Raw genomic sequence first — 26,128 nt, 5'->3', positions numbered from 1 at the left:
CAATCCTATTGGGAGATTCTCGCCTTCAACTCCGTGATCACGGATACCGGGGTCGGATCGATGCCGTATCCCAGTGCCAGATAGGTGCTCGCGTAATCGCCCAGCCCGATCAGGGAGGCCAGCCGCTCCAGCGGATGTCCGCCCTCCGCGACGATCTCGGTGACCGGCACGTTCCGGTCCTGCGCCAGCCGGAGCGCCACCTCGCGCCGCCGCGCCACCTGCGGATGCTCCTCGGTGTCGCGGAGCACGACCAGCCGGAGCGAGCGCCCGGCCTCGTCGGCGAAGATGTCGCGCTCGGCGAGCGGGCCGTCGAGAGCCATCACCTGGTTGTGGCCCGCCTCCGGGAGCTCGCCCCAGATCGCCGGGTACTTGCCGTTCTCGTTGAGCTGGCAGGCCCACCGGTGGGCCGCCACCGCGGCCAGCGGAGAGGAGCCCCAGATCATCGGCACCGTCTCGGCCAGCGCCATGGCCGCCGACTTGCCCGGGTTGATGAACGACTCGCTCGCCGGGCGGCAGCGGTGCGCGATCTCCTCCAACCGCCCCGCCACCGCCTCGAAGACCTCCTCGTCCACCCGGACCAGGCCCAGCTCGGCCGCGGCGACGACCGGCGGGACCGAGAGCGCCCAGACGCCGGAGCGGGGCTGCCCGCCCACGGTGACGGGCACGAACGGCGCCCTGGCCTGCCTGGCGACCGCCTCCAGCGGCGAGGAGGGACCGCCCACCGCGAGCAGGCGGCACCCGCGGCGCACCGCCTCGGTCGCCACCGCGAGCGTCTCCTCGGTGGCCCCCGAGCACGACACCGCGATGACCAGGTCCGTCGGGCCGATCCAGCCGGGCAGCCGGTGGGAGCGCACGGTCACGATCGGCAGCGGCGCGCCGTACCCGCAGACCGCGGCGAGGACGTCACCGGCGATGCCCGACCCGCCCATCCCCGCGACCGCGATGGCCCGCGGGCGGCCGTCACCGGCCAGCGCGGCCACCCCGGCCTCGCGGGCGGCGCGGTAGGCGGTCCGCACCTGAGCCGCGGAGGAGGCCACCGCGCGCAGCATGCCCGCCGGATCCGCCTCCTCCAGCCGTCCGGGGTCGTCGAGCCGGGCGGCGTCCCAGCTCACGGCTTCCGCGCCTCGTCCACCAGGAGCACGGGGATGTCGTCACGGACGGGGTAGACCAGCCCGCAGCCGGCGGAGGTGCAGGACAGCTCGTCCGACTCCGGCTCGGCCCGCAGCGGGGACTTGCAGTTCGGGCAGGCCAGGATCTCCAGCAGCCAGTCGTCGATCTTCACGCTTCAGCTCCTCACGACAGCCAGGACTTCGTCCCTGATCGCTGCCATCTGCATCTCGTCGGCCGCCTCGGCGTTCAGCCGGAGCAGCGGCTCGGTGTTGGACGGACGAAGATTGAACCACCATCCGGGACCGGACACGGTCAGGCCGTCCAGTTCGTCGAAGGTGACGCCGTCGCGGCCCGCGAAGGCCGCGCGGACGCGCTCGGCCGCGGCGGCCTGGTCGGCGACGGTGCTGTTGATCTCCCCGGAGGCGGCGTATCGGGTGTAGGCCGCCAGCATCTCCGACAGCGGCCGGTCCTGCCCGCCCAGCGCGGCCAGCACGTGCAGCGCGGCCAGCATGCCGGAGTCGGCGAACCAGAAGTCCCTGAAGTAGTAGTGGGCGGAGTGCTCGCCGCCGAAGACCGCCCCGGTCCGGGCCATCTCGGCCTTGATGAAGGAGTGCCCCACCCGGGTGCGGACCGGCCGGCCGCCGTGCTCGGCGACGATCTCGGGCACGCTCCGCGAGGTGATCAGATTGTGGATGATCACGGAGCCGGGGTGCTTGGCCAGCTCGCGCGCGGCGACCAGCCCGGTGATCGTGGACGGGGAGACCGACTCCCCGCGCTCGTCCACCACCCAGCAGCGGTCGGCGTCGCCGTCGAAGGCCAGGCCGATGTCGGCGCCGGTCTCCAGCACGGCCTTCTGCAGGTCGCGGAGGTTCTCCGGCTCGATCGGGTTGGCCTCGTGGTTGGGGAAGGTCCCGTCCAGCTCGAAGTAGAGGGGGACCAGCTCGATCGGCGCCCCGGCCCGGCGGCCGAGCACCTCCGGGACCGTGTGCCCCGCCATGCCGTTGCCCGCGTCGACGACCACCTTCAGCGGCCGGACGCCGGACAGGTCCACCAGCGTCAGCAGGTGCCGGGCGTAGCCCTCCAGCAGGTCGTCGCGGACCACCCGCCCGGCGCCGCCGCCCCCGGGGCCGCCGGCCGCGAGGATCTTCGCGGCCCGGTCGCGGATCTCGGTCAGGCCGGTCTCGCCGCCGATCGGCACGGCGCCCGCCCGGCACATCTTCATGCCGTTGTAGCGGGCGGGGTTGTGGCTGGCGGTGAACATGACACCGGGCAGCCCCAGGTGGCCGCTGGCGTAGTAGAGCAGGTCGGTGGAGCCCAGGCCCGCGTGGACCACGTCGGCGCCCCGCGCGACCGCCCCCCGGGCGAACGCCCCGGCCAGCGGCTCGGACGAGGTGCGCATGTCGTGGGCCACGACGAGTCTCCCGGCCCCGGTCACCTCCACGAACGCGGCCCCGACCGCCTCCGCGGTCTCCTCGTCGAACTCGTCCGGCACGACACCGCGCACGTCGTACGCCTTGAAGATCTTGGCGAGGTCGCCCACTCCAGCTCCGCCCCTTGTGTGATGTCTGCTGGTCCCCAGCCTAGGGGGTCTGCGGCCCTCCGGCCCGGCGATCCACGCCCGGCGCTCAGCGGTCGCGCTGCGGCTGCGCGGAGCGGAGCACTCTCAGGTGGCCGCGCCGCCCGACCTCGACCCCCTGACCCACGGGCTCGCCGCCGCCCGGGGCGGGCCGGGCGGCCTCGCGCACCGCGTTGGCGAGGGCCTCCAAGTCGTCCGTACTGGGCGGTGCCCCGTCGGTGGGAAGGCGGACGACCTCCCAGCCGCGTGGCGCGGTCAGGCGCTCGGCGTGCTCGGCGCACAGGTCGTAACAGTGCGGCTCCGCGTACGTGGCCAAGGGTCCGAGGACGGCGGTCGAATCGGCGTAGACGTACGTGAGCGTGAAAACGGCAGGCTGACTGCACGCGGTGCGGGAACAGCGGCGGACGGGGCTCACGGTGGGACCGTATCCGGTAAGCGTCCGAGGCGCCACTATCTGAGCGCTCTTAACGAGCGTGTCGCCACAATTCGGACACCTGTCGCGGCTTTTGCCCAGGTGTACGGCCCGCCACCCCCGCGCCGCCTCCGACGGCCTCCGTGTCCCCCTCTCGCCGCCTCCGGCGACCCCGCGTATCCCCGTGCCGCACCGCCCCGCCCCCGCCCGCCGGGCGCCCCGGGGCCGCCCGGCGGCGCCTCGCGGCCTCTCGACCCGCCCGTCTAAGCTTGGCCCGTGAGTTCGGCACCGGGAACACCCCGTCCTCCGCGCAGGCGCGACCGGCACGGCCGGGGCATGCGCGGCCCGCTGGCGCCCTCACACGTGCCGATCGCCAAGTCCCGCAGCGAGCGCTTCGACGACCTCGTGCTGGACGCCGTGGACCGGCTCAGGCCCCGCTGGAGCAAGCAGCTGGCGGCCATGGAGTTCGCGGTCGAGGACGTGCCGCCCGCCCGCGAGCTGGGTGACGGCCCCGGCCTGCTGACCGGCGAGCCGGTCCCGTTCGGCCGGGTCGAGCCCGCCGCCGCCGACCGCCCCGCCGTCGTCGTCATCTACCGCCGCCCGCTGGAGGCCAGGGCCCGCGACCGCGACCAGCTCGGCGCGATGGTCCACGACACCGTGGTGGAGCAGGTCGCCGGGCTGCTCGGCCTGTCCCCCGAGTCCGTCGACCCCGGCTACGACGGCCGCGACTGACCCGGCCCCGCTCCGGGCCGCGCACAGCGGGCCCCGCCCCCGCTCCGGGCCTCGGGCCCCGCCCCGCTCGGCTCCGCCCCGTCCCGGGAAGGCACGGACCGCACCCCGGCCGCTCAGGGCAGGACCGTCGCCACCGACTCCTCGATCGGCGGGATCACCGCCCACATCCGGGCGGTCGCCAGCGGCTGGACGGTCAGCGCGAGCCCGTCCTTCAGGCGCTCGTCCATCACCCGCCCGCCGTACACCGGGCCGGATCCCGGCAGCGGCTGCACCACCACCGCGAAGGCGCCGTCCACGTCCGGCAGTTCGACCTCCTTGACGCGCGCGGCCGCGACGCCCACCTCGAACGGCTCGGGCGCCTCGCCCTCGCGCGGCAGCACCTGGACGCTGACCTTGCCCGCCGTCTCCGGCGCGGCCAGCAGCAGCCGGGAGCCCTTCTTCTTCCCGGTGCGGTTGTCCGCCACCACGCTGCCCAGGTCGATCGGGCCCGCCCCGGCGGTGAAGGCCACGTCGGGCCGCTTCCCCGTCCCGGTGGCGGCCAGCCCGGCCACGATCGGCGTCTCCGAGGTGAGCACGAGCGCGGCGGGCTGGCCGCCGATGCCGCTCGACAGGTCCACCGCGGTGACGGACCCCGCGGGCACCTCGACCAGTTCGCGGTCCTTGAGCGCGTAGGTCCCGTCGGAGGTCAGGGCCCTGACCTCGACCAGGGTGCCGGTCTCGGCGGGGGAGGCCACCAGCAGCTCGCGCCGCCCGCCGCCGCCGGGCACGCCCGGCACCACGACACGGGTGGCCGGCGGGGCCGCGGCGGGCAGCCAGTCGACGCCCTCGCCGCCCTCCATGACCGCCCGGGCCGCGGCGGCGACCCTGCCGGAGACGGTGCGCACCTCGACCGCCATGACGAGCGGCGAGGGCGCCAGGTCCCGCATGTCGACCGTACGGCTCTCGCCCGGCCCGAGGGTGAGGGTTCCGCCGGTGTCGGCGACCACCGGGCCCTCCCCGGAGTAGACGAGGATCTCGACGACGGCCCGGGCGAGATCGGCGTTGGCCAGGTGCAGCGTGACGTCGGCCGCGGCCGGGCCCGGGCCGACCAGCCAGGTGCTCGCGGCCGGTTCCACGCACCGCGCCCCGGCCAGGCCCCGCTGCCCGCCGGACGTCTCCCGGCGCGTCTGGGCCGCCTCCAGGCCCGCCGCGCTGCTCCCGGTGGCGGTGACCGTGACGGGACCGCTCCCGTCGGGGGCCTCGCGATGCCAGAGCCGTCCCGGCGTGTTCAGGGTGTCCAGCACCCTGCCCTCGGCACCCCCGGCGTCCTTCCCGTCCTTCCCGCCGGCCGCCGCGGTGATCGTGGCCGTTCCGGGGCCCTCGCCCTCCGGCGGGGTGACGACGCCGACATCCGCCCCGGCGGGGGCGGGGCAGACCACGGTCACCGAGGAGACGGGCACCTTCCGGGGCTCGGGGGCGGCCCGCGCCGCCCGGTCGGGCCGGGTCGCGGTGCCCACGCCGTACAGCGCGAGCAGCGCCACGAGGACCAGGACGAGGAGGCCGAAGCGGTTCTCGATCAGGGACTTCACCGGGCCACCGGCTCCCTCTCCGTGTCGGGCGCGTCCTGCGGCACGCCGTCCGCGGCGCCGTCGGCCCGCGAACCCGGCGCGGCCAGGACCGCCACCACCAGCACCAGCAGCGCCTGCACCCACAGCCAGCGGGCGTGCCAGGGATCGCCCTCGGGGGCGGGGGGCGGCCCGACCGGCTGGGTCAGCCGCCACACGCCGAGGTCCCGGGACAGGCTCATCCTGGCCAGCGCGGGCTGGGAGTCGAGGGCCCGGCTGATCTCCTCGCCGACCGGGCTGGCCACCACCACGAACCGCACGCCGTGCGCGGCCAGCACCCGGGCCTCGTCGCCGCCCCGGCCGGAGACCAGCCCGGCCGCGGCCACGGCGACCAGGTCGCGCGGCCCCTCCGGCGAGGGGATGTCGGCCTCGCCGATCAGCGGCATGCGGCCGCTCAGCACGGTGAAGGTCAGGCCGTCGGCGCGGGAGCGCAGCAGCAGCGTCCGCTCGCCGTTCCGGGAGGCGGAGGCGACCAGCGCGGGTACGGCGTCGCGGGCGTTGCCGCTGATCGGCCCGGGGGTGCCGCGGGCGACCCACAGGCCCGCCGCGAGCAGCGGGGTGGAGAACGCGACCGCCACGACGCCGAGGGCGGCCAGGCGGCGCAGTCCCCCGGCGGCGCGGAACTCGGCGATCCGGCCGGCGGTGAGGGCCCCCACCACGAGCATGCCGAGGGCGGCGAAGGCCAGCGGCACGCCCGGCCAGGCGGGGGCCTCGGCGTCGCCGCCCGGTGAGGTGACGGAGGTGCGGCCGGCCAGGACGGCCACCAGCACGCCGAAGAGCGCCACGCCCCAGCCGATCGCGACGACCATCCGGTCGCGGCGCATGAGCAGCGCCGCCAGGCACGCGGCGATGAGGCCGCCAGTCACCCAGAGCGGCGGCATGCCCGGTCCGCCGGGGCTGAGCAGCAGCAGGGACTCGGCGGGCAGCGCCGGATCGACCAGCTCGGGCCGGTGGAGCCCGGCCTCCAGCAGGATCCGGCCGGGGTCGGCGGCGAGCTGGACCAGCCAGGGCAGCAGCAGCGCGACCGGGACGCCGAACACGACGGCCACCGAGACGCCGACGCCCCGCCGGGGGAAGGCCAGCGCGGCCAGGGCGCCGAGCAGCAGCGTGAGCGGGTAGACGATCGGGGCGAAGGCCGTGCCGACCGCCAGGAGCAGGCCGAGGCCCCAGGCGGCGCGGCGGGCCCGGCGGCGCTCACCGGAGAGCACGACGGTGGCCAGCGCCGCGTGGACGGGCAGCAGGACGAAGACCACGGCGGTGCCGAGCCGCCCGGCGGCGACCGCGCCGGTCCCCACCGGCAGCAGCGCGTAACAGGAGGCCAGCCAGACGCGGGTCCACCGGCCGGGGACGATGGACCGGGTCGCGGCGTAGGCGGAGAGCCCCGCCAGCGGGACGCAGCCGAGCAGCAGCACGGAGACCGCCAGCCAGGTCTTGCCGAGCAGCACCCCCGACAGCGCGGCCAGCACCGCCACGTACGGCGGGGCCCAGGCGTCGCTGCCCAGGCCGGCCTGGTGGTGGCCCTCGGTGTACAGCCGCCACAGGTCCTGCGCGCCACCGGTCACCGGGACGAGCGCGCCGCCGCCCAGCAGGGTGCCGCCGAGCAGCCCCCGCTCGGCGACCAGCGTGACCGCGAGCAGCGCCGTGAACAGCAGCACCCCCGGGTTGCCCAGGACGCGCCGGGTCGCCCCGGCGTCGTCGGTGAGCAGCTCCTCCCCGCTCTCGCGGGCGCGGGCCGGCACGGCGTGGTGCCGGCCGGCGGTCTCCACGGGCCCGCCGGCCAGATAGCTCTGGAGCCGGTCCACCAGGCGCCGGTAGCCCGCGCCGGGCGGGGTGAGCAGGCGCTTGACCGCGGCGTGGTTGCGCGCCCTGCCCGCGGCCCGCGCCCGGCGCGCCCGGAGCAGCCGGCCGGGGTGGGCCAGCACCGAGCCGATCGCCACGATCTCGTCCAGCGCGTTGGCCGGCTGCTTGGCCAGCAGGAACAGCAGCGCGCGCAGGGCCGAGCCCGCGGTGTTGCGCAGCAGCGCGCGCAGCAGCGGGCCCGCGGGCAGGTTGGCCAGGACGACGAAGATGGCGTTGCGGCGGTCCAGGCGCCGGGGGTGGGCGCCGCTGACGGTGATGCGGCGCCGCCTCCGGAAGGCGGCCTCGGCGTGCCAGGCGACCGCGCGGGTGACGTTCTGCACCCGGTACCCGGCGCTCCTGACCCGCCAGCACAGGTCCAGGTCGTCGCGGAAGATCCGCAGGAAGGGGTCGAGACCGCCCACCTCGTCCCAGACGTCGCGGCGGATCAGCATCCCGGCGGTGGAGACCGACAGCACGTCCCGCACGCCGTCGTACTGCCCCTGGTCGAACTCCCTCGGCTCCAGGCCGGTGTCCCTGCGGCCCGTCCGGTCGACGGTGACGCCCACCTCCAGCAGGAGGCGCCGGTCCAGCCAGTCGCGGAGCTTGGGCCCGAGCACCCCCGCCCTCGGGTCGGCGTCGGCGGCCCGCAGCAGCTCGGACAGGGCGTCCGGGGCCGGCGCGCAGTCGTCGTGGAGCAGCCAGATCCACTCGCGCCCCCCGGCGGGCTCCAGCCGCTTCAGCACCTCGGCGACGGCCTCGCCGAAACCGGTGGAGCGCGGCAGGGCGAGCACGGCGTTCGGGCCGAGGGTGCGGGCCAGCAGGTCGGCGCTGCCGTCGCGGCTGCCGTTGTCCGCCGCGACGACGCGGTCCACCGGCCGGGTCTGCCCGAGCAGCGCGCTCAGGGTCTCCCCCAGCCAGCGGGTCCCGTCGTGGGAGACGACGATCGCGGTGACGGTGTGGTGCGTGTGGCGGGAGTCGGTGGTGGACATGCGGCCCGTGGTCTAGGAGGGGATGATCAGAGCGACCACGATACGGCACCTTATATCCGCGTATATATCCGGGAGATACGAAAAAGGCCACGCGGTCGTTGACCGCGTGACCTCACCGCGATATCGACAAGCGCCCCGTGGGGCGCCGTGATTTCCTCCGGAGCGTCCGACCCGTCCCTCAGACGGCCTGACGCTTCATCCGGCGACGTTCTCGCTCGGAAAGCCCGCCCCAGATGCCGAACCGTTCATCGTGCTCGAGCGCGTACTCCAGGCACTCGGCACGCACCTCACAGGAACGGCACACCTTCTTGGCCTCCCGAGTGGATCCCCCCTTCTCCGGGAAGAACGCCTCCGGGTCGGTCTGCGCGCACAGCGCGCGCTCCTGCCAACCAAGCTGCTCTTCAGTGCCGCCGTCCTGTGCGATGACCAGGTCGGCCACTGCACACCTCCTTGCCGCCCGCAATGGAGCCCCCTTATGAACGCCTCCCCCTTACCCACCCGGAGGGAGACGTAACAACACGCCTGTAATTACACGCGCGTGGCTGGTGTGGCGTCAAGCGGCATGCCGCTATCCGGGGAAAGACCCGCTCTCCCCGGCTCTGAGGCGTGTGCCTGCGACGATGGCAATTGCACCCGGCGATCGTGAAGATCGCCTTGGGCGTTCAGTGCTCTCGACGGTCGGAACCGTACCAGGACATGTTCGGCTCCTGACCAGGTCCCGTCCTCTCCCTGTCGACGTTTTCCTCTCCCGTTGCCTGGCCCGGGCGCTCCGGCGTGTAGATCGCGGTGGGGTCGATGGGCGGCACCGAGTCCCAGGTCCCGCCCGCCTGGCCCGGCCCCGGAGCGGGGCCGCCCAGCGCGTCGCCGCCCTGGTAGGCGTTCGGGTCGAAGCGCATCGTCGTGTCCGCGGGCGCGTCCCACTGCCCGCCCTGCGGCTGCGCCGGCGAGGGCGTCTGCGGGTGCCCGAAGGGGTCGTCGTAGCCGCCGCCCGCCGGAGGGGCGTACTCCGGCACCCGCAGCTGAGGCTCGGTCCCGGGCTGCTGCTGGTAGCTCTCCGCCTGCTGGTACGCCTGGGCGATCTGCTGGGAGCGGGGGTCCGCCGGGTCCGGGTACGGCAGGCCGGCCTCGGCCTGCCGGGCGAACTCCGCCCCCGAGTAGCCGGTGAGCGGCTGACCGTAGTTCTCCGGCGGCTGCGGGAAGGAGGAGCCCTGCCCGTCGAACGGCAGGTTCGGCCGGCTGTCGGCCGGCGTGTACGGCGCGGGCTGCTGCGGGTAGAACGGGGCCTGCGGCTCGGGCTGCTGCGGGTACGGCTGCGCCTCGCCCGGCTGCCCGTAGCCCGCCGCCCGCGGGTCGGTCGGCTGCGGCGCGTAGGCCGCCGGGTCGACCGGCGAGGAGTCCTGCGGGGCGTAGTTCAACGGCGAGGAGTCCTGCGGGGCGTAGGCCGCCGGAGAGGAGTCCTGCGGGGCGTAGGCCGCCGGAGAGGAGTCCTGCGGCACGTAGTTCAACGGCGAGGAGTCCTGCGGGGCGTAGGCCGCCGGAGAGGAGTCCTGCGGCACGTAGTTCGAGGGCGAGGAGTCGCCGTATCCCTGCGGGGCGGCCTGCTGCGGCTGGGCGCGGAAGCCCTGCGTCTGGTCGGCGTAGTCCCCGGACTGCTCGGCGGGCGTGCCGTACGTCTGGGCGGGCGGCTCGTAGGAGCCCGCCGGGGGCTCGTACGGCGAGACCGGGGCCTGGGGCTTGACGTCCGCCGCGACGTACGGGCTCGGGGTGTAGGGCTGCGGCTCGGCGGGCTGGGCGGGTGCCTGCTCGTAGCCGGGGGACGGCGCGCCGTACTGCTGCTCGGCGGGAGCGCCGTAGGACTGCTCGGAGCCGTAGGACTGCTCGGAGCCGTAGGACTGCTCGGAGCCGTACGGCCGGTTCTCCGCGGAGGCGCCGTGGAGGCTGTCGGCGGACGCGCCGTAGGGGAGGGCCTGGCCGGGGTGGCCGTCACCGCCCTGGGAGGCGTAGACGCCCTCCTGCTGCGGGGCGTGGCCGCCGTCGTGCCGCATGCCGTACTGGTCGGCGGGGGCGCCGCCCGGCGCGGGCGGGAGCGCCGGGGGGCCGTACGACTGCGGGGCGGAGGCGGGGGCGGCCTCCGGGAAGCCGTGCTGGGCGCCCGGGGCCTCGGCGAAGCCCTGCGGAGCCTGCTCCTGCTGCGGGAACGCCGGGTGCGGGGCCTGCCCCTGCGGCACGGGCTCCTGCCGGTGCGAGGGGGCTCCGTAGCCGGAGGGGTCCCCGTAGCCGGCGCCGTGCTCCTGGGAGCGGCCGCCGAGACCGCCGTCGGGGTGGAAACCCTGCGGCACCTGCGGCTCCTGGAAGCGGAACCCGGCCGCCCCGCTCCGCGCGGGGGCGGTCTTCGGCAGGAGGTAGAGGAGGGCGAGCACGACCAGCGCGAGCGCGGGGACGCCGAGGAGGAGGAACTCGATCTTCTCCATGAGGTCGGTCGCCCCGGTGAACAGGCCGACCGGCAGTGCGATGACGCCGAAGAGCGCGGACAGGCCCAGCGTGCCGGCCGCCGTGTACGCCAGCGGCCGCAGCCGCGCGGTGGCCGGGCCGAGGCCGCCGGCCAGCAGGATCGCGCCGACGAGCAGGGCGGCGGAGACCGGCGAGACGATCTGCTGCAGGTACAGGTTGGCGCGGATCGCGAAGGACGAGCCGCCGAACAGCAGCCGCTCGATGCCGACGAGCACGCCGCCGGACGCCGCGGCGACCATGAGCCACGCGGCGGGCTCCCGGAGCCGGCCCGCATCGACGTTGATCACAACTACCCCCATTAGGGTCCTTGGGTAAACCCGGGCCAAGTTTTACACATGGCCGACTTCATCGGCGGCGGACCCAGGAAGCGCATGAATCCTACAAGTCTCTCATTGCCTCAGATTCACCACGACTTTGGGCATGTGGTGAGCGGTCCCCGTCCCCGGGAACGGTCCAGGTAACGATCGAGAGAAGACGGCTCCGGCGGCGCGCGCCGCGCCCCGCGGGAGCGGACCGGCGCGGCCCGATGGGAGACTGGGGGCATGCGCATCGTGTCCCTCGCCGGCGGCATCGGCGGTGCCCGCTTCCTGCGCGGCCTGCGTGCCGCGGCCCCCGACGCCGAGATCACCGTCATCGGCAACACCGGTGACGACATCACCCTGTACGGCCTGCGGGTCTGTCCCGACCTCGACACCGTGATGTACACCCTGGGCGGTGGCATCGACGAGGAGCAGGGATGGGGACGGCGGGACGAGACGCACGTCGTCAAGGAGGAGCTCGCCGCCTACGGCGTCGAACCGCAGTGGTTCGGCCTGGGCGACCGCGACTTCGCCACCCACATCGTGCGCACGCAGATGCTCGACGCCGGATACCCCCTCTCTGCGGTCACCGAGGCGCTGTGCACCCGCTGGAACCCGGGCGTGCGGCTGATCCCGATGACCGACGACCGGACCGAGACCCACATCGTGATCAACGACGAGCGGGGCCGCCGGGCCGTGCACTTCCAGGAGTGGTGGGTGCGCATGCGCGCCTCCGTCCCGGCCGAGCGGATCATCCTGGTCGGCGCCGACGAGGCGAAGCCGGCACCCGGCGTGCTCCAGGCCGTCGAGGATGCCGACGCGGTGATCCTGCCCCCGTCCAACCCGGTGGTCAGCATCGGCACGATCCTGCAGATCAAGGGCATTCGCGAGGCGCTGGAGGGCAAGACCGTCGTCGGGGTCTCCCCCATCGTCGGCGGCGCCCCGGTCCGCGGCATGGCCGACGCCTGCCTGTCCGCGATCGGCGTGGAGACGACCGCCCAGGCCGTCCTGGAGCTGTACGGCGCGGCGCTGATCGACGGCTGGCTGGTCGCCGAGGAGGACGCCGGGGTGAGCCTGGACGGCGTGCGCGTCGTGGCCCGCCCGCTGATCATGCACGACGCCGGGGCGGCCGCCGAGATCGCGCGGGCCGCCCTCGGCCTCGCGGGCGAGCTGGGCGCCCCGGTCGCGGTCTCCGGGGAGGAGGGACGGTGAGCAGGATCCGCCGCTCCCGCCAGGAGGAGCCCACCGAGGTCCGGATCGAGATCCACGCGATCGACGGCATCCCCGAGGTGCGGGAGGGGGACGACGTCGGCGCGCTGATCGCCGCCGCCCGGCCCGACCTGCGCGACGGCGACATCCTCGTGGTCACCTCCAAGATCCTCAGCAAGGCCGAGGGCCGCATCCGCCAGGGTGTCACCCGCGCCGAGGCCGTCCGGGACGAGACGGCCCGGGTGGTCGCCCGCCGCGGCGAGACCGTGATCGCGGAGACTTCGCACGGGTTCGTCATGGCCGCGGCCGGCGTGGACGCCTCCAACACCGAGCCCGGCACCGTCGTGCTGCTCCCCGTCGACCCCGACGCCTCCGCGCGGGCGGTGCGCGCGAGCGTCCGCGAGCGGCTCGGCGTCTCGGTCGGCGTGGTCGTCTCCGACACCTTCGGCCGCCCGTGGCGCAACGGCCAGACCGACATGGCCGTCGGCGTGGCGGGGGTGCCGCCCATGCTCGACTACCGGGGCCTGTCCGACGACCACGGCAACCCGCTGGAGGTCACCGTCACGGCCATCGCCGACGAGTTCGCCGCCGCCGGCGACCTGGCGAAGGGCAAGGTCGCGCAGACGCCGGTGGCCCTGGTCCGCGGCATGGCCGAGTACACCACCTCCGACGACGGCCCCGGCATCCGCGAGGTGGTCCGCCAGTCCGAGGAGGACATGTTCCGGTACGGCTCGCGCGACGTGGTCTTCGCCCGCCGTACGATCCGGGAGTTCTCCGCCGAGCCGGTGGACGGCGCCAAGGTACGGCGGGCGGTCGCCGCGGCGATCGCCGCGCCCGCGCCGCACCACACGACGCCGTGGCGGTTCGTGCTGCTGGAGTCGGCCGGGACCCGGGAGAAGCTGCTCGACGCGATGCGCGAGGCGTGGATCACCGACCTGCGCGGGGACGGCTTCTCCGAGGAGTCCATCGCCAGGCGGACCCGCCGCGGCGACGTGCTGCGCAACGCCCCCTACCTGGCGGTGCCCTGCCTGGTCATGGACGGCTCGCACACCTACCGCGACAAGCGGCGCAACGCCGCCGAGCGGGAGATGTTCGTGGTCGCCGCGGGCGCGGGCGTGCAGAACTTCCTGGTCCAGCTCGCGGTGGAGGGCCTCGGCTCGGCCTGGGTGTCGTCCACCATGTTCTGCCGCGAGGTGGTCCGCGAGGTGCTCGGCCTGCCCGCCGACTGGGACCCGATGGGCGCCGTCGCCATCGGCCGCCCCGCCGCCCCGCCCCGCGACCGCGCCCCCCGCACCGCCGCCGACTTCATCGTCACCCTGTGAGGTCCCCCGGCCGGGGGCGGGGCCGCCGGACGGCCGATCGGCTACGGTGACCGGCCATGAGGGTCCTCATCGCCGGCGGCAGCGGTTTCCTCGGCGGCGAGCTCGTCCGGCGGTGCGCGGCGGCCGGGCACGAGGTGGCCGCGACCTACCTGACCCGGCCGGGAGAGGCCGGGGGCGTCGAGTGGTCGCCGCTCGACGTGCGCCGGAGGGAGGCCGTCGAGGCGCTGGTCGGCGCGTTCCGGCCGGAGCTGGTCGTCAACGCCGCCTACCGGCAGGCGGACTGGACGACCACGGCGGCCGGGGCCGCGAACGTGGCCCTCGCCACCCGTGCGACGGGCGGGCGTCTGGTCCACGTCTCCAGCGACGCGGTCTTCTCCGGCGCCGCGGTCCGCTATGACGAGACCTGCGTCCCCGACCCGATCAGCCCGTACGGCGCGGCCAAGGCCGCCGCCGAGACGGCGGTGGCCGCGATCGACCCGGATGCGGTGATCGCCCGGACGTCCCTGATCATCGGCGACGGCGGCTCCCCGCACGAGGCGCTGGTGCACGCGCTGGCCACCGGCGGGAAGAGAGGAGTGCTCTTCACCGACGACGTGCGCTGCCCCGTGCACGTCGCCGATCTCGCCGCGGCGCTCCTCGAACTCGCCGTGTCCGGGCACCACGGCGTCCACCATGTCGCCGGGGCCGACGCGGTGAGCCGGTACGAGCTGGGGCTGCTCGTCGCCCGGCGCGACGGGCTCGACCCGGACCGGTTGCGTCCGGGCCGGCGGGCGGACAGCGGCGTGCCCGGCCCGCTGGACGTGCGCCTGGACTGCGGCACGACCCGGCGGCGGCTGCGGACCCGGCTGCGTGGCGCGCGGGAGTTCCTGCGCTGAGGCCCGCCGGTGGTCCCGGCCCTGCGGCGGGCGGAGCGGAAGAGCCGACGGGCCCGCTCGCCCTCGGGGCGGACCGTTCCCGCTCCGGGTCGCTCCCGCCTCGGGGCCGGCGGCTGTCAGCCGCGCAGGGGCTTGTGCGTCCGGGAGGCGCCGACCACCCGGTCCGAGACCACCACCTGGGCGCCGAACCGGCCGGTCAGCTCCTGTCGGACGAGGCGCCGGGTCTCGGCGAGCGTACGGCCCCGCATCTCGAACCCTGGCAGGTCCGGGAAGGTCGCCCGCCAGTCGCGGCGCGTCCGCCGGTAGTCGACGCGGACACTCCGCCGGTCCCGTACGGCCTGCGCACCCCCGGCCCGCCGGGCCGCCTCCTCCGCGCCGGCCGGCGAGCCGCCGCTCGCCCCGTCCCACGCCTCACGCTCTCGCATCACACCGGCATCATGCCCGATATGCCCTGCTTTTGTCTCCATCTCCGGAACCCGTCCGGGAGCCCTCCCGACCAGGCGTTCCGGCAGGTGGGACGGGCGGTCCCTGCGGAGGTCAGGCCTTGCGGCAGGTGGGGTGGCACAGGCGGCGGGCGAGCGCGGACAGGAAGACGTCGATGATCTCACCGGGCTCCCGGGCGACGTGCAGGGAGCCGTTGGTCACCGAGACGACCTGCTCCAGGGTGGCGCGGTCGAGGTCGTCGCCGAAGGCGAGCACGACGACCTGGACGGGGTACTGCGGATCCCACTCCTCGCGGAGCCGCCGGACCAGCTCGCCCCCGGACAGGCCCTTGCCGTCGTCCTTGCCCGCGGTGATGACCAGCAGGGTGTTGTTCATCCCCTCGTCGTAGGCCTCGGTCAGCTCGCGGAACCCGGCCAGGATCGCGTCGTTCAGGGAGCTGGACCGCCCCGCGTCGGCGCGCATGGTCCGGGTGAGCTCCTCCAGCGCGCCGCGGCGGATGACCTTCCCGCCCTCGGCCTCGGTGATCGGCCCCAGGGCCACCCGCTCGCGGTGGTCGCCGCCCCGGCCCTCGGCGTCGGCGAACTCCCACATGCCCATGTGAGTGGAGTCGGGGAACAGCTGCAGGCCCAGCCGGGCCGCGTCGAGGGCGACGCTCAGCTTGGTCCGGCCCTTCTCCCCCTTGATCGGCTCGGCCATGTGCCGGGAGGCGTCGGCCAGGACCAGGATGTTGGTCGGCGGGGCCAGCCTGCTCCACGCCTCCAGCGCCTCGTCGATCGTCGCGGGCAGGATGCTCGCGCGGGCGCTGGGCGCCTCGGTGGGGATCTGGGGCCCGGGCGAGTAGGGGCCCTGGACCCCGTCGGCCGAGCGGAAGCCCTCCCTGCGGACCGCGTCCTGGGTCTCCGGGGAGCGGAGCCAGGCGGCGAAGGCCCGCGACCCGGCGGCCTTGACCGGGTCCGGGGAGGTGACGACGTAGGGGTAGTCGAGGTTGACGGTCCCCTCGCGGGGGTGGAGCGCGACCACCGGGTCGGCGGAGGGCCGCCGGTTGTACTGCCACACCGACTGCTCGGGGACGATCACCACCGGCCGCTTCCAGAAGGAGCGCTCGCCGAGCGCGTCCAGCATGGTCCGGTAGTCGGGCGCCGCCCCGGCCTGGGCCCACCGGACGAACGCGGTGAGCCTCCGGTCGGCCTCGGCCCCGGTGCCCACCAGGTCCCGGGCCGCCGCCACGGTGGCGATGCCCGCCCCGGCGAGCGAGGGGTCGGGGACGCGCACCACGTCGGGCTCCTCCTCGGTGGGCCGCACGCGCCCCCGGGTGGTGGCGGGGAAGACCATCTCCCAGCTCATCTCGGTCTCGCCGACCGCGAACCGCTCGGCGAGGGAGGTGCGGGTGGCGAAGACCAGCGGGGAGGTGGCCACCACGGTCTCGGTGCCCGCCATGCCGGCGGCGCCCTGCTTGCGGGCGAGCCGGATCCAGGCGGAGGAGTCGGCGATCCAGCCGTCGGGGCGGGTTTCGAGCACTCCCGCGGTGTCCCCGATCAGGGTCCGCAGCACGGTGGCCGGGGGCTGCTCGGTCACCTGCACCAGCACGCACCGCCCGTCGGCCTGCTCCTTGCGGGCGTTGAACCGCCCGGCGGCCTCCATCACGGTGGGCGCGATGTCCACCGCGGCGGCGACCTGGACCAGGACCGGGTCGCCGGAACACGTTCCAGCGCCCCGGCCGGTGATCAGCACCACGGCCCCGGCCGCGGCGACCGCCAGGGCGGTCGCGGCGAGTGCAACCCGTGTCAGCGCCTGCCGCCGGCGCCGTTCGGCACCGGCGGCGACGCGGTGTCGGCCGGGAGAGGGCACGCTGCTACCTCACGATCGCAGGGGGAGTGACAATTCTCGCAACACCCCCCTGACGAAGCGCAAGTAAGGAGAGAACTTGTTATAGACGCTCAAGCGGCACGAAGTTACGCACACTCTGACAAACTCCATCGCTGGCCGCCGCCGCGGCCAGCCGCTCCGCGCTCGGCACGCCGTACGAGGTGGTGCGCTGCCGGACCGGCCGCCCGGTCGGGGCGACCATGGCCTCGAGCTCGCGGATCGTCTTGAACGAGCCGTTCTCCGACCCGGCCATCCGGCTGATCGTCTCCTCCATCAGCGTGCCGCCCAGGTCGTTGACCCCGCCGGAGAGCACCTGGCGGCACAGATCGTCGCGGAGCTTCACCCAGGAGCACTGGATGTTGCCGATCGCGCCGTGCAGCAGGATGCGGGCCAGCGCGTGCACGGCCCGGTTCTCCCGCGCGGTCGGCCCGGGGCGGGCGATCCCGGCCAGGTAGATGGGCGCGCTGTGGTGGACGAACGGCAGCAGCACGAATTCGGAGAACCCCCCGGTCTCCTCCTGGATGCGGCGGATGAGGCGGATGTGCCGGACCCAGTGGGCGTGGGTGTCCACGTGGCCGTACATCATCGTGGCGGTCGTCGGGATGCCGAGCCGGTGGGCGGTGGTGACGACCTCCACCCACTCGGCGGCGGGCAGCTTGCCCTTGGTCAGCACCCAGCGCACGTCGTCGTCGAGGATCTCCGCGGCGGTGCCGGGCAGCGAGTCGACGCCCGCCTCCCGCGCCGCGGCCAGCCAGTCCGCGATCGACATGTCCGTCCGGCTGGCGCCGTTGACGACCTCCATCGGGGAGAACGCGTGGACGTGCATCTCCGGGACCCGGGCCTTGACCGCCCGGGCGATGTCGAAGTAGGCGGTGCCGGGCAGGTCGGGGTGGATGCCGCCCTGCATGCAGACCTCGGTCGCCCCGGCCAGCCAGCCCTCCTCCGCCCGGTCGGCGACCTGGTCCAGGGAGAGCGTGTAGGCGTCGGCGTCGGTGCGGCGCTGCGCGAAGGCGCAGAACCGGCAGCCGGTGTAGCAGACGTTGGTGAAGTTGATGTTCCGGTTGACCACGTAGGTGACGTCGTCCCCGACGGCCTCGCGGCGCAGCCCGTCGGCGACCCGGCACAGCTCCTCCAGGGCGGCGTCGTCGGCCCCGGAGCCGTCCGGCCCGCCGGCCAGGCCGAGCAGGGTCAGCGCCTCGGCCTCGGTCAGTCCCGCCGGGTCGCTCTCCGCCCGGCGCAGCGCCTGCCGCACGTCGCCGGAGACCGACCCCGCCGGTACGGCGGGCAGCCGGTCCTTCAGCGCCTCCCAGTCCCCGTAGACGTGGTCGAAGTCGGCGCGGCGGTCGCCCGTGCGCCCCTCGGCGTCCACTGCGGTGTGCAGGTCGGTCCGGCCGAGCGAGGCGAAGCCGCCGTCGGGCTCCTGCCAGGGGCGTCCGGTGATCTCGGCGTCCTCCCTGGCCAGCCCGGTCTCCGGGTCGGCGAGCGCGGCGACGTGCGCGGTCAGCCGGGGGTCGAGCCAGGGCTCCCCGGCCAGCACGTACTCCGGGTAGATCGTCAGCCGCTCGCGCAGCGCGAACCCGGCCGCGGCGGTGCGCGCGGCCAGCTCGTCGATCTGCGGCCAGGGGCGCTCGGGGTTGACGTGGTCGGGCGTGAGGGGGGAGACGCCGCCCCAGTCGTCGATCCCGGCCCGGATCATCAGGCCGTACTCGGCGTCCACCAGGTTCGGCGGGGCCTGCAGGCGGACCTTCGGTCCCAGGACCAGCCGGGCCACCGCGATCGTGGCGGCCAGCTCCTGCAGGTCGGCGTCGGGCATGCCGCGCATCGCCGTGTCGGGCTTGGCGCGGAAGTTCTGGACGATGACCTCCTGGAGCCCGCCGTACTCGCGGGCCACCTTCCGCAGCGCGAACAGCGACTCGGCCCGCTCCTCGGCGGTCTCGCCGATGCCGATGAGGATGCCGCTGGTGAAGGGCACGTTGGAGCGTCCGGCGTCCTCCAGCACGCGCAGCCGCACGGCGGGGTCCTTGTCGGGGGAGCCGTGGTGGGGCTGCCCCTTCTCCTCGAACAGCCGGCGCGAGGTGGTCTCCAGCATCATGCCCATCGAGGGCGCGACCGGCTTGAGCCGCTGCAGGTCGCGCCAGGTCATGACGCCGGGGTTGAGGTGCGGGAGCAGCCCGGTCTCCTCCAGCACCCGGATCGCCATGGCCCGCACGTAGGAGAGCGTGTCGTCGTAGCCGTGCGCGTCCAGCCACTCGCGGGCCTGGCGCCAGCGGTCCTCCGGCCGGTCGCCGAGCGTGAACAGCGCCTCCTTGCAGCCCATGGCCGCGCCCTGCCGGGCGATCCCGAGGACCTCGTCGGGGCTGAGGAAGGCGGATTCGAGCTTGTGCGGGGCGGTGGCGAACGTGCAGTAACCGCACCGGTCCCGGCACAGGCGGGTGAGAGGGATGAAGACCTTGCGGCTGTAGGTGATGATCCCGGGCCGTCCGGCGGCCTCCAGACCGGCGTCCCTGACCCGCCCGGCGTGGCCGAGCAGCGTGTCGAGGTCGGTGTCCCTCGCGTGCAGCAGGACGGTGGCTTCGGACAGGTCGAGGGCTTTGCCGTCGCGCGCCCGGGCCAGGGCCCGGCGCATCGCGGCGTCGGTGGGAGTCACGCTCATGACCGCACAGTACGGCCCCGCGCCCGCCGGGCGGGTGCCGGGTCCGCCGCCGTTCCGGTCCGAACCGGCAACCGTTCAGCATCACTGAACAGATCGGTGAAGGGAATCTCGATAGACGTAAATGGTTGCGCTTGCATACAGTCAAGGTGTCCCAACGGAACCCCAAGGAGTGGAAAATGATCTGGTTCCTCGCCCTCCTCGCCGCCGCCGCCGTCCTCGCCCCGCTGTTCGGCGCCGACACGCGCGACGGCCGCGACTGGAGACCCTCCGGTCCCGAGCCCTACGGCCCCGGCTCCGACGGGTTCAGAACGACCGGTAGTCCCGCACCGGCCGCCGCGGCCCGCGAGCGGGCGGCCGCGCACCGCCCAGCCTCAGTAGCCGGCTGACCCGGTGCCGGTGCCCCCGGTAGGGGGCCAGCAGCCGCAGCATCCCCTCGTCGTCGACCCGCTCCCCCGCCAGCGACCAGCCCACCAGCGACGGCAGGTGGTAGTCGCCCACCGAGACCGCGTCGGGGTCGCCGTGGGAGCGCTGGCGGACCTCCGCCGAGGTCCACACCCCGACCCCGGGCAGCGCCCGCAGCAGCCGGTCGGCCTCGGCGCTGCCCTCCGCCCCCTCCAGCTTCGCCGCGTGCCGGGCCGCGTTCGCGACGGTCCTGGCCCGCACGGCCTCCACGCCCGCCCGGTGCCAGTCCCACGACGGGATCGACCACCACACCTCGGGCGCGGGGAAGACCCGCATGCCCTCGGGGGCCGGTCCGGGTGCGGGCTCGCCGTACCGCAGCAGCAGCCACCGCCACGCCCGCCGCGCCTCGGCCAGCACGACCTTCTGCTCCAGCACGGCCGGCACCAGCGCCTCCAGCACCCGGAAGGTCCGGCCGATCCGCAGGCCGGGGTGGCGCCTGGCCGCCTCGCGCAGCACGGCGTGCCCGGGCGTGAACCCCGAGGCGTCGTCACCGGAGCCGAGCAGCGCGGGCAGCGTCTCCAGCAGCCACTCCGCCCCCGGGCCCCAGGCGGTGCCCACCGCCCGGCCGCCGCCCCCGGCGATCCGGAGCGTGCCCGGGCCGTCGGGGGTGCGGCAGGTCCGCCAGACCGCCCCGTCGGGCGTGCGACGCCAGGCCGGGTCCCACGTGCCGCGCCGGTGCGGCAGCAGCACCAGCTCCAGGTCGAGCGGGCCCTCCCACCGCCAGCTCCGCTCCCGCACCGGCGGCCCTCAGACGTCGCTGGAGAAGCGGACCGCGCACTCGGGGAGCACGACGCCCGGCCAGACGCGGCTGCCGGCCAGCAGCTCGTTGCCGGAGCCGACCACGGCGCCGTCGCCGATCACCACGTCGCGCAGGACCGCGCCGGAGGAGACGCGGGCGCCGATGCCGACCACCGAGTCGACGACCTCGGCCCCGGCGTGGACCACGCAGTCGTCGCCGAGCACGCTCCCGCTGACCCGGGCCCCGGCCTCCACGACCGCGCGGGCGCCCACCACCGACCCGTCGGCGACCACGGCCTCGGGCGAGATCATGGCGCCCGGCAGCGCGAGGAAGTCACCGGGCGGCCCCGGCAGCGCGGGCGAGGCCAGCCTGCCGAGGACCAGGTCGCGCGAGCCCTTGACGAAGGCGGCCGGGGTGCCCACGTCCAGCCAGTAGGACGCCTCGGCGTAGCCGAGCACCAGGGCGCCGGCCTCGATCAGCCCCGGGAAGGTCTCCCGCTCCACCGAGACGACCCGGCCCTCCGGGATGGTGTCGATCACCGAGCGGGTGAAGACGTAGCAGCCGGCGTTGATGAGGTTCGTGACCGGGTTGGGCGTCTTCTCCAGGAAGGCGGTCACCCGCCCCTCGTCGTCGGTCGGCACGCAGCCGAAGCGCGAAGGGTCCTCGACCTCGGTCAGGTGCAGCGTAACGGCGGCCCCCCTGGCCGTGTGCAGGGCGACCTGGCCGCCGATGTCGTGGCCGGAGAGGATGTCGCCGTTGAGCACCAGCACGGGCGCGTCCGGGGCGCAGGTCAGCGCCTCGGCCGCGTTGCGGATCGCGCCGCCGGTGCCGAGCGGGGTCTCCTCCGTCATGTACTCGATCTCCAGCCCGAAGGCCGAGCCGTCCCCGAACGCCTCCGAGAACATCTCCGCGCGGTAGGACGTCGCGAACACGATGCGGCGGACGCCGAACGAGCGGGCCCTGGCGAGCTGGTGGGCCAGGAAGGGCACCCCCGCCGTGGGCAGCAGCGGCTTGGGGGTGCCGAGCGTCAGCGGACGCAGCCGCGTTCCCTGACCTCCGACCAGGAGAATCGCCTCAAGATCCGACAAAGGGGTCTCCGTCATCTCGCGAGATTAGCCCACTATTCAACAGCGTGTTGATACGGCGGGTGCGGCCCGACCGGGGCGCACCCGGCGGGCTCACCGTCCCCGGCCACGCCGGCGGGCGGTCCCTCCCGGCACCTCCGCGGCGGCCGCGGCGCGTCCGGTCCGACGGCGATGCTATCCGCGCCCGACCCCGCACGGACGGTCGCCTCGCCGCCCTTCCGCGGAATCGACCCGTCAGCACGGCGCTCCCCTCACCGGACCCCGGAGGACCCGACCCGCCGGGCCCCCACCCGCCACCATAACCGCCGGGAGCTTCAGACCGTGAGGTGAATCACACCGCCTCACCGCCGGAGTGGTCCCCGCCGGGACCGGCCCCCTCCTCCCCGCTCCCGGGGCCGCCGCTTGCGGGGGCGGAGCCGTCCGGCCCCGCGACGGCCCGGCGCCGCGCCGCCAGACCGGCGGCCCCCGCGCAGACCAGGTCTCCCAGGACGATCACGATCCGGGAGCAGAGCGCCGCGGTGATGGCCGAGCCCCGGTCCAGCACCGGGGACAGCACGGCGACCATCGCCACCTCGCGCACCCCGGCTCCGGCCGGGACCACGAACGTCATGATCCCCAGGCACCAGGAGAGCGCGAACACCCCGATCGAGAAGACCGCCACCGCCGGCCCCGAGGGCCCCAGCTCGTACAGGATCGCAGCCAGGTGCAGGCCGTACGCGCTCCAGCCGAGCAGCGCCCAGCCCAGGGCGGTGAGCATGCCCCGCCGGGTGAGCGGGCGCTCCAGCGGCGGCCGCCCGAGCCTGCGCAGCCCGAAGCCGATCACGGCGTTGACCACCCGGGGCTCGAACGCCACCGCGAGCACCGGCACCAGCAGGAACGCCCACGCGTACGGCGCCGCCGACCCCGGCAGGGCGGCCGGCAGGGTCACCGCCGAGATCAGCAGCCCGCTGCCGAGCTGGACCGGCATGGTCAGGAAGAACGCCGCCGCGCTCCGCGTCCGGGGCACGCCCAGCGCGCGGCCCATCTCCATCTGGGCGAGCACCGGCCAGACGGCGCCGGGGATGTACTTGCCGAGCTGGCCGACGAAGAAGACCTTGGCCGCGGGGCGGAGCGGGAGCGGCGAGCCGAGGTCGGCCAGCAGCGCCCGCCACGTCATCATCCCGCCGCCCAGCGCCGCGACCACCGTGACCAGCGAGACCAGCAGCGCGGGCCACGACAGGCGGGCGAAGCCGGCGCGCACCTCGTCCCACTGGGAGGCCACCGCCCACGCCCCGAAGCCCAGCGCCGCCACCAGGAAGGCGACCCGCACCAGCCTGCGGAGCCGGGCGGGACGCGCCCCGCCGGGCGGCGGCCCGGACGGCGCCGGCCCGGCGGGCACCTCGGGGGACACCCGGGTCACAGCGGCCGGACCGGCTCGGGGGGCTGCGGCAGGCCCGGCCCGGCCGGGCGGCGGGTGCCCTTGGTCGCCACCCACAGGTAGGTCGGCACCACCGGCAGCAGCGCGCGCAGCACCGCGCGGGGCAGCCGGGCCAGCACGGCCTGGGCGGCCCGCCCCGCCGCGCCGGGGAACAGCTCGGAGCCGGCGAAGGCCGCCGGGGTGGCCAGCACCGGGAACGTGTAGTCCCACACCCGCAGGCCGCGCACCATCTTCCGCAGGCCCCGCCGGGTCCGGTAGCGCTCGTAGTAGCTGTCGGCCCGGCCGAACAGGCGCACGTAGCGGTCGGCCAGCGCGGGCGGCAGGTAGGACAGGAACGGCAGCCTGTAGTGCGGCTCCATCACCCCGAGCCGGTTGCCCAGCCCCAGGTAGAGCACGCCGTCGTCGGCCAGCACGCGGCGCATCTCCGCCATGATCGCGTCGGGGTCGACCACGTGCTCGTAGATGTGGTTGAAGACCAGCACGTCGACCGAGCCGTCCGGGAAGGGCAGCGCGGTGCCGTCCGCGCAGACGAACTCGACCCGCTCGCCGAAGCGCGCGGCGGCCTTGCGCAGGCCGGGCACGTCGATGTCCACGCCGAAGGTCCGGGCCGCGCCCGCGTTCGCCAGCTCGTCGGCGATGAACCCGGCCGAGCAGCCGATGTCGGCGACCGTCAGCCCCTCCAGGACGTCCTTGTCGCGTCCCAGGAAGTGGCCGAGCACGGCCACGATCTTCGCGGCCTTGCGGCGGCGCTTCTCCTCGTCCAGCATCGCCGCCTGGAACTCGGAGTACTCCAGCTGCGCCTGCCGTCCGGCATCCGCCCTGCCCGCCATCATCCGCTCCGCTCCTCGTCGCCCACTCTCGCGCGCGGTGCTCCAGGCTACCGGCGCGGCGCGACCCTACCGCCGGGTAACCCCCACGTCGTACTCTGTGCGGATGCTCAGCCGTCTGCTCGGCCGCCTGCGCGCGAGCCGCCTGCTCCGGATCCTGCTGGCCCTGGTCGCCCTGGCCTTCGTCGGCTACGGCCTGGCCAGGAACTGGGACGGGACCGTCTCCGCGCTCGGCAGGCTCTCCTGGTGGTCGGTCGCCGGAGCGGTCGCCGCGGTGATGGCCGGGGCGGGCTGCATGATGGTCGCCTGGCAGCGGGTGATCGCCGGTCTCGGCTCGCCCCTGCCCCTGCCCGTGGCCGCCCGGGTGCTCTTCGTCGGCCAGCTCGGCAAGTACGTCCCCGGCTCGGTCTGGGCCTACGCCGCGATGATGGAGCTGGGCCGCGACCACGGCTGCCCGCCCCGGCGCACCTTCAGCGGCACCTCCATCGCCCTGGTGATCTCCCTGGGCTGCGCGGTCGGCCTGGCCGCCGCCACGCTGCCGTTCACCGCGGGCGAGGTGGCCGGGCGCATGTGGTACCTCGCCCTGATCATCCCGGTGATCATCGTCTGCCTGCACCCGAAGGTGCTCGCCTGGGGCCTGAACCTCGTGCTGCGGCTCGCCCGCCGGGACGTCGTCGACCAGGTCCTGCCCGGCCGCGCCCTGGTCTCCTGCGTCGCCTGGACGCTCGCCGGCTGGCTGCTGTACGGCCTGCACACCTGGCTGGTCCTCGGCGACCTGACCGGCGACTTCTCGCTCTACCCGGTCGGCGCCGGGGCCTACGCCTTCGCCTGGGCCACCGGCCTGCTCGCCGCGTTCGTCCCGGCGGGCGTGGGCGTGCGCGAGGGCGCGATGGTCCTGGTGCTCACCGCGCCGATCGCCGCGGCCGGCGCGCCGGGCGCCGAGGCCGCCACCGGCGCCGCCCTCGTCGTCGCCGTCGTCTCCCGGCTGGCCTTCACCGCCTGCGACGTGGCCTGGGCCGGGATCGGCTGGCTGCTCGGCCGCCGGGCTCAGCCCCCGGCCGGAGGCGCCGAGGGCCCCGGCGGCGGGGAGGCCGCCGAGACCAGCGCCTCGACGTACGCCGCCCAGTAGGGCTCCGGGTCCACGGCCTTCACCCCGGCGCGCAGCCGCTCCGGCTCGCCCGGCGCGTAGAACCGGATCAGGACCTCGCGGAGCGAGTCCACCGAGCCCGGCTCGGCCAGCAGCCCGTCCACCCCGTCGGTGACGTGGTCGCCGAGCGTGCCCACCCGGGTCGCGATCACCGGCACGCCCTGCTCGTGGCCGAGCCAGACCTGCTGGCTGGCCGTACCGCTGCGGTACGGCAGGACCAGCGCGTCCACGTCCGCGAAGAGACCGGGCACGTCCTCGGCGGCCACGTAGCCCGGGCGCAGCTCCACCCGGTCGGCGAGTCCCAGCTCGGCGACGAGCGCCTCCGTCTCGGCCTGCCCGCCCCAGAACTCGCCCGCCACGCGGAGCGCGACGCCGTCGGGCAGCGCGCGGATCAGCACGTCCAGCCCCTTGTACGGCCGGACCAGCCCGAAGAACAGCAGCCGCCGGTGCAGGCGGGCCTCCGCGGCCCTGCGCTGCGCCTTCACCGGCAGGTGCGGCGCCATCTGCGCCACCGTCACCGGCACCGGGGCGAGGCCGCGGGCCAGGTCCGCCTGCGCCCGCGAGTGCGCCAGGACCCCGTCCGCCCGCCGCAGCAGCGCCCGCATCAGCGGCACGTCGTACGGCTTGCGCTCGTGCGGCAGCACGTTGTGGCACAGCGCCACGACCTTCGTCCGGCGGCGCAGGCCGTACAGGATGCCGAGGTAGGGCGGGACCTGGACCGGGCTGAGCACGGCCAGGACCACCAGGTCGGCCGAGCGCAGCCGCCGCCCGCAGGCGAGCCAGCCGTCCGGGCGGCGCCAGTCGAGGAGCCTGCGGACGTTCCCGAACGGCTCGCCGTCGGGGCTGTCGGCGGTCTGCCGCCCCGGGTACAGGAACGACGGGTACTGCGCCCGCCACGACTCGATCACCACCTCGTGCCCGGCGGCCGAAAGGCGGTGGGCCAGCTCGGTGGTGTGCGCGGCCCCGCCGCCCTTGTACGGGTAGGTCGGCCCGACGATCGCGATCCGCAT

General features: G+C 75.2%; 21 protein-coding genes. 5 read left to right on the top strand and 16 right to left on the bottom strand.

The annotated features are described in order from the left end of the window. Positions 1-5 precede the first annotated feature (5 nt). The 4 genes from ABD823_RS02605 to ABD823_RS02590 all read right to left on the bottom strand — a co-directional run bounded on the left by ABD823_RS02605 (position 6) and on the right by ABD823_RS02590 (position 3,101). Positions 6-1,112, bottom strand: coding sequence for an SIS domain-containing protein (locus ABD823_RS02605; RefSeq protein ID WP_344855463.1), 1,107 nt, complete (start codon positions 1,110-1,112; stop codon positions 6-8). Then, complete coding sequence (locus ABD823_RS02600) at positions 1,109-1,282, bottom strand: Trm112 family protein (RefSeq protein ID WP_344855461.1); 174 nt, start codon at positions 1,280-1,282, stop codon at positions 1,109-1,111. The genes ABD823_RS02605 and ABD823_RS02600 overlap by 4 nt, the downstream gene beginning before the upstream one ends. A 3-nt stretch (positions 1,283-1,285) precedes the next feature. After that, entirely contained in the window at positions 1,286-2,650 is a 1,365-nt protein-coding gene (locus ABD823_RS02595; protein WP_344855459.1) for a phosphomannomutase/phosphoglucomutase, read from the bottom strand. 85 nt (positions 2,651-2,735) lie between these two features. Continuing rightward, positions 2,736-3,101, bottom strand: coding sequence for a DUF3499 domain-containing protein (locus ABD823_RS02590; protein WP_344855457.1), 366 nt, complete (start codon positions 3,099-3,101; stop codon positions 2,736-2,738). A gap of 273 nt (positions 3,102-3,374) precedes the next feature. Between ABD823_RS02590 and ABD823_RS02585 the strand changes: the two genes are divergently transcribed. Further along, entirely contained in the window at positions 3,375-3,830 is a 456-nt protein-coding gene (locus ABD823_RS02585) for a metallopeptidase family protein (RefSeq protein WP_344855455.1), read from the top strand. 113 nt (positions 3,831-3,943) lie between these two features. Here ABD823_RS02585 and ABD823_RS02580 read toward each other — a convergent pair whose 3' ends face one another. From ABD823_RS02580 to ABD823_RS02565, 4 genes are all read right to left on the bottom strand, one after another. Continuing rightward, on the bottom strand, positions 3,944-5,398 hold the full coding sequence (locus tag ABD823_RS02580; protein ID WP_344855453.1) for a DUF5719 family protein: 1,455 nt from the start codon (positions 5,396-5,398) through the stop codon (positions 3,944-3,946). After that, positions 5,395-8,262, bottom strand: coding sequence for a glycosyltransferase family 2 protein (locus ABD823_RS02575; RefSeq protein WP_344855451.1), 2,868 nt, complete (start codon positions 8,260-8,262; stop codon positions 5,395-5,397). Before ABD823_RS02575 ends, ABD823_RS02580 begins: the two co-directional genes overlap by 4 nt. A 178-nt stretch (positions 8,263-8,440) precedes the next feature. Beyond that, positions 8,441-8,701 (bottom strand): WhiB family transcriptional regulator, encoded by a 261-nt coding sequence (locus ABD823_RS02570; RefSeq protein ID WP_344855449.1) that lies wholly within the window; start codon positions 8,699-8,701, stop codon positions 8,441-8,443. Between the two features lie 223 nt (positions 8,702-8,924). Next, on the bottom strand, positions 8,925-11,072 hold the full coding sequence (locus ABD823_RS02565; protein WP_344855447.1) for a hypothetical protein: 2,148 nt from the start codon (positions 11,070-11,072) through the stop codon (positions 8,925-8,927). Positions 11,073-11,315: 243 nt separating this feature from the next. Between ABD823_RS02565 and cofD the strand changes: the two genes are divergently transcribed. From cofD to ABD823_RS02550, 3 genes are read left to right on the top strand one after another with little or no spacing between them, the layout of a single operon-like run. Continuing rightward, positions 11,316-12,284, top strand: coding sequence for a 2-phospho-L-lactate transferase (gene cofD, locus ABD823_RS02560; RefSeq protein ID WP_344855445.1), 969 nt, complete (start codon positions 11,316-11,318; stop codon positions 12,282-12,284). After that, positions 12,281-13,603, top strand: a complete 1,323-nt coding sequence (locus ABD823_RS02555; protein ID WP_425566556.1) for a coenzyme F420-0:L-glutamate ligase — start codon at positions 12,281-12,283, stop codon at positions 13,601-13,603. Before cofD ends, ABD823_RS02555 begins: the two co-directional genes overlap by 4 nt. A gap of 56 nt (positions 13,604-13,659) precedes the next feature. After that, a complete protein-coding gene (locus ABD823_RS02550; RefSeq protein ID WP_344855443.1) occupies positions 13,660-14,478 on the top strand; it encodes a sugar nucleotide-binding protein in 819 nt (272 codons plus the stop codon). Between the two features lie 116 nt (positions 14,479-14,594). On the opposite strand, the gene ABD823_RS02545 is transcribed toward ABD823_RS02550, so the two are convergent. From ABD823_RS02545 to ABD823_RS02515, 7 genes are all read right to left on the bottom strand, one after another. Further along, the gene (locus ABD823_RS02545) at positions 14,595-14,906 is read right to left on the bottom strand and encodes a hypothetical protein (RefSeq protein WP_344855441.1); all 312 of its coding nucleotides are present in this window, start codon (positions 14,904-14,906) and stop codon (positions 14,595-14,597) included. Positions 14,907-15,015: 109 nt separating this feature from the next. Next, positions 15,016-16,770 carry a substrate-binding and VWA domain-containing protein gene (locus ABD823_RS02540; RefSeq protein WP_344855439.1) on the bottom strand — a complete coding sequence of 585 codons (1,755 nt, stop codon included), beginning with the start codon at positions 16,768-16,770 and terminating at the stop codon, positions 15,016-15,018. Positions 16,771-16,849: 79 nt separating this feature from the next. After that, positions 16,850-19,441: a bifunctional FO biosynthesis protein CofGH gene (locus tag ABD823_RS02535; RefSeq protein WP_344855437.1), complete on the bottom strand. Its 2,592-nt coding sequence runs from the start codon at positions 19,439-19,441 to the stop codon at positions 16,850-16,852. Positions 19,442-19,744: 303 nt separating this feature from the next. Then, positions 19,745-20,641 carry a DNA-3-methyladenine glycosylase family protein gene (locus ABD823_RS02530; RefSeq protein ID WP_344855435.1) on the bottom strand — a complete coding sequence of 299 codons (897 nt, stop codon included), beginning with the start codon at positions 20,639-20,641 and terminating at the stop codon, positions 19,745-19,747. 9 nt (positions 20,642-20,650) lie between these two features. After that, on the bottom strand, positions 20,651-21,745 hold the full coding sequence (gene manB / locus ABD823_RS02525; RefSeq protein WP_344855433.1) for a mannose-1-phosphate guanylyltransferase: 1,095 nt from the start codon (positions 21,743-21,745) through the stop codon (positions 20,651-20,653). A gap of 313 nt (positions 21,746-22,058) precedes the next feature. Next, on the bottom strand, positions 22,059-23,117 hold the full coding sequence (locus ABD823_RS02520) for a lysylphosphatidylglycerol synthase transmembrane domain-containing protein (RefSeq protein ID WP_344855431.1): 1,059 nt from the start codon (positions 23,115-23,117) through the stop codon (positions 22,059-22,061). A 5-nt stretch (positions 23,118-23,122) separates the two neighbouring features. Then, positions 23,123-23,977 (bottom strand): class I SAM-dependent methyltransferase, encoded by an 855-nt coding sequence (locus ABD823_RS02515; RefSeq protein ID WP_344855429.1) that lies wholly within the window; start codon positions 23,975-23,977, stop codon positions 23,123-23,125. 100 nt (positions 23,978-24,077) lie between these two features. On the opposite strand from ABD823_RS02515, the gene ABD823_RS02510 reads away from it, so the two are divergent. After that, positions 24,078-25,100: a lysylphosphatidylglycerol synthase domain-containing protein gene (locus ABD823_RS02510; protein WP_344855427.1), complete on the top strand. Its 1,023-nt coding sequence runs from the start codon at positions 24,078-24,080 to the stop codon at positions 25,098-25,100. Here the strand turns inward: ABD823_RS02510 and ABD823_RS02505 are convergent. Continuing rightward, the gene (locus ABD823_RS02505) at positions 25,019-26,128 is read right to left on the bottom strand and encodes a glycosyltransferase family 4 protein (RefSeq protein WP_344855425.1); all 1,110 of its coding nucleotides are present in this window, start codon (positions 26,126-26,128) and stop codon (positions 25,019-25,021) included. The genes ABD823_RS02510 and ABD823_RS02505 overlap by 82 nt on opposite strands.

This window comes from Planomonospora alba (assembly GCF_039534085.1).
GTDB lineage: Bacteria > Actinomycetota > Actinomycetes > Streptosporangiales > Streptosporangiaceae > Planomonospora_B > Planomonospora_B alba.
This window is presented reverse-complemented; position numbering and strand designations above follow the sequence as displayed.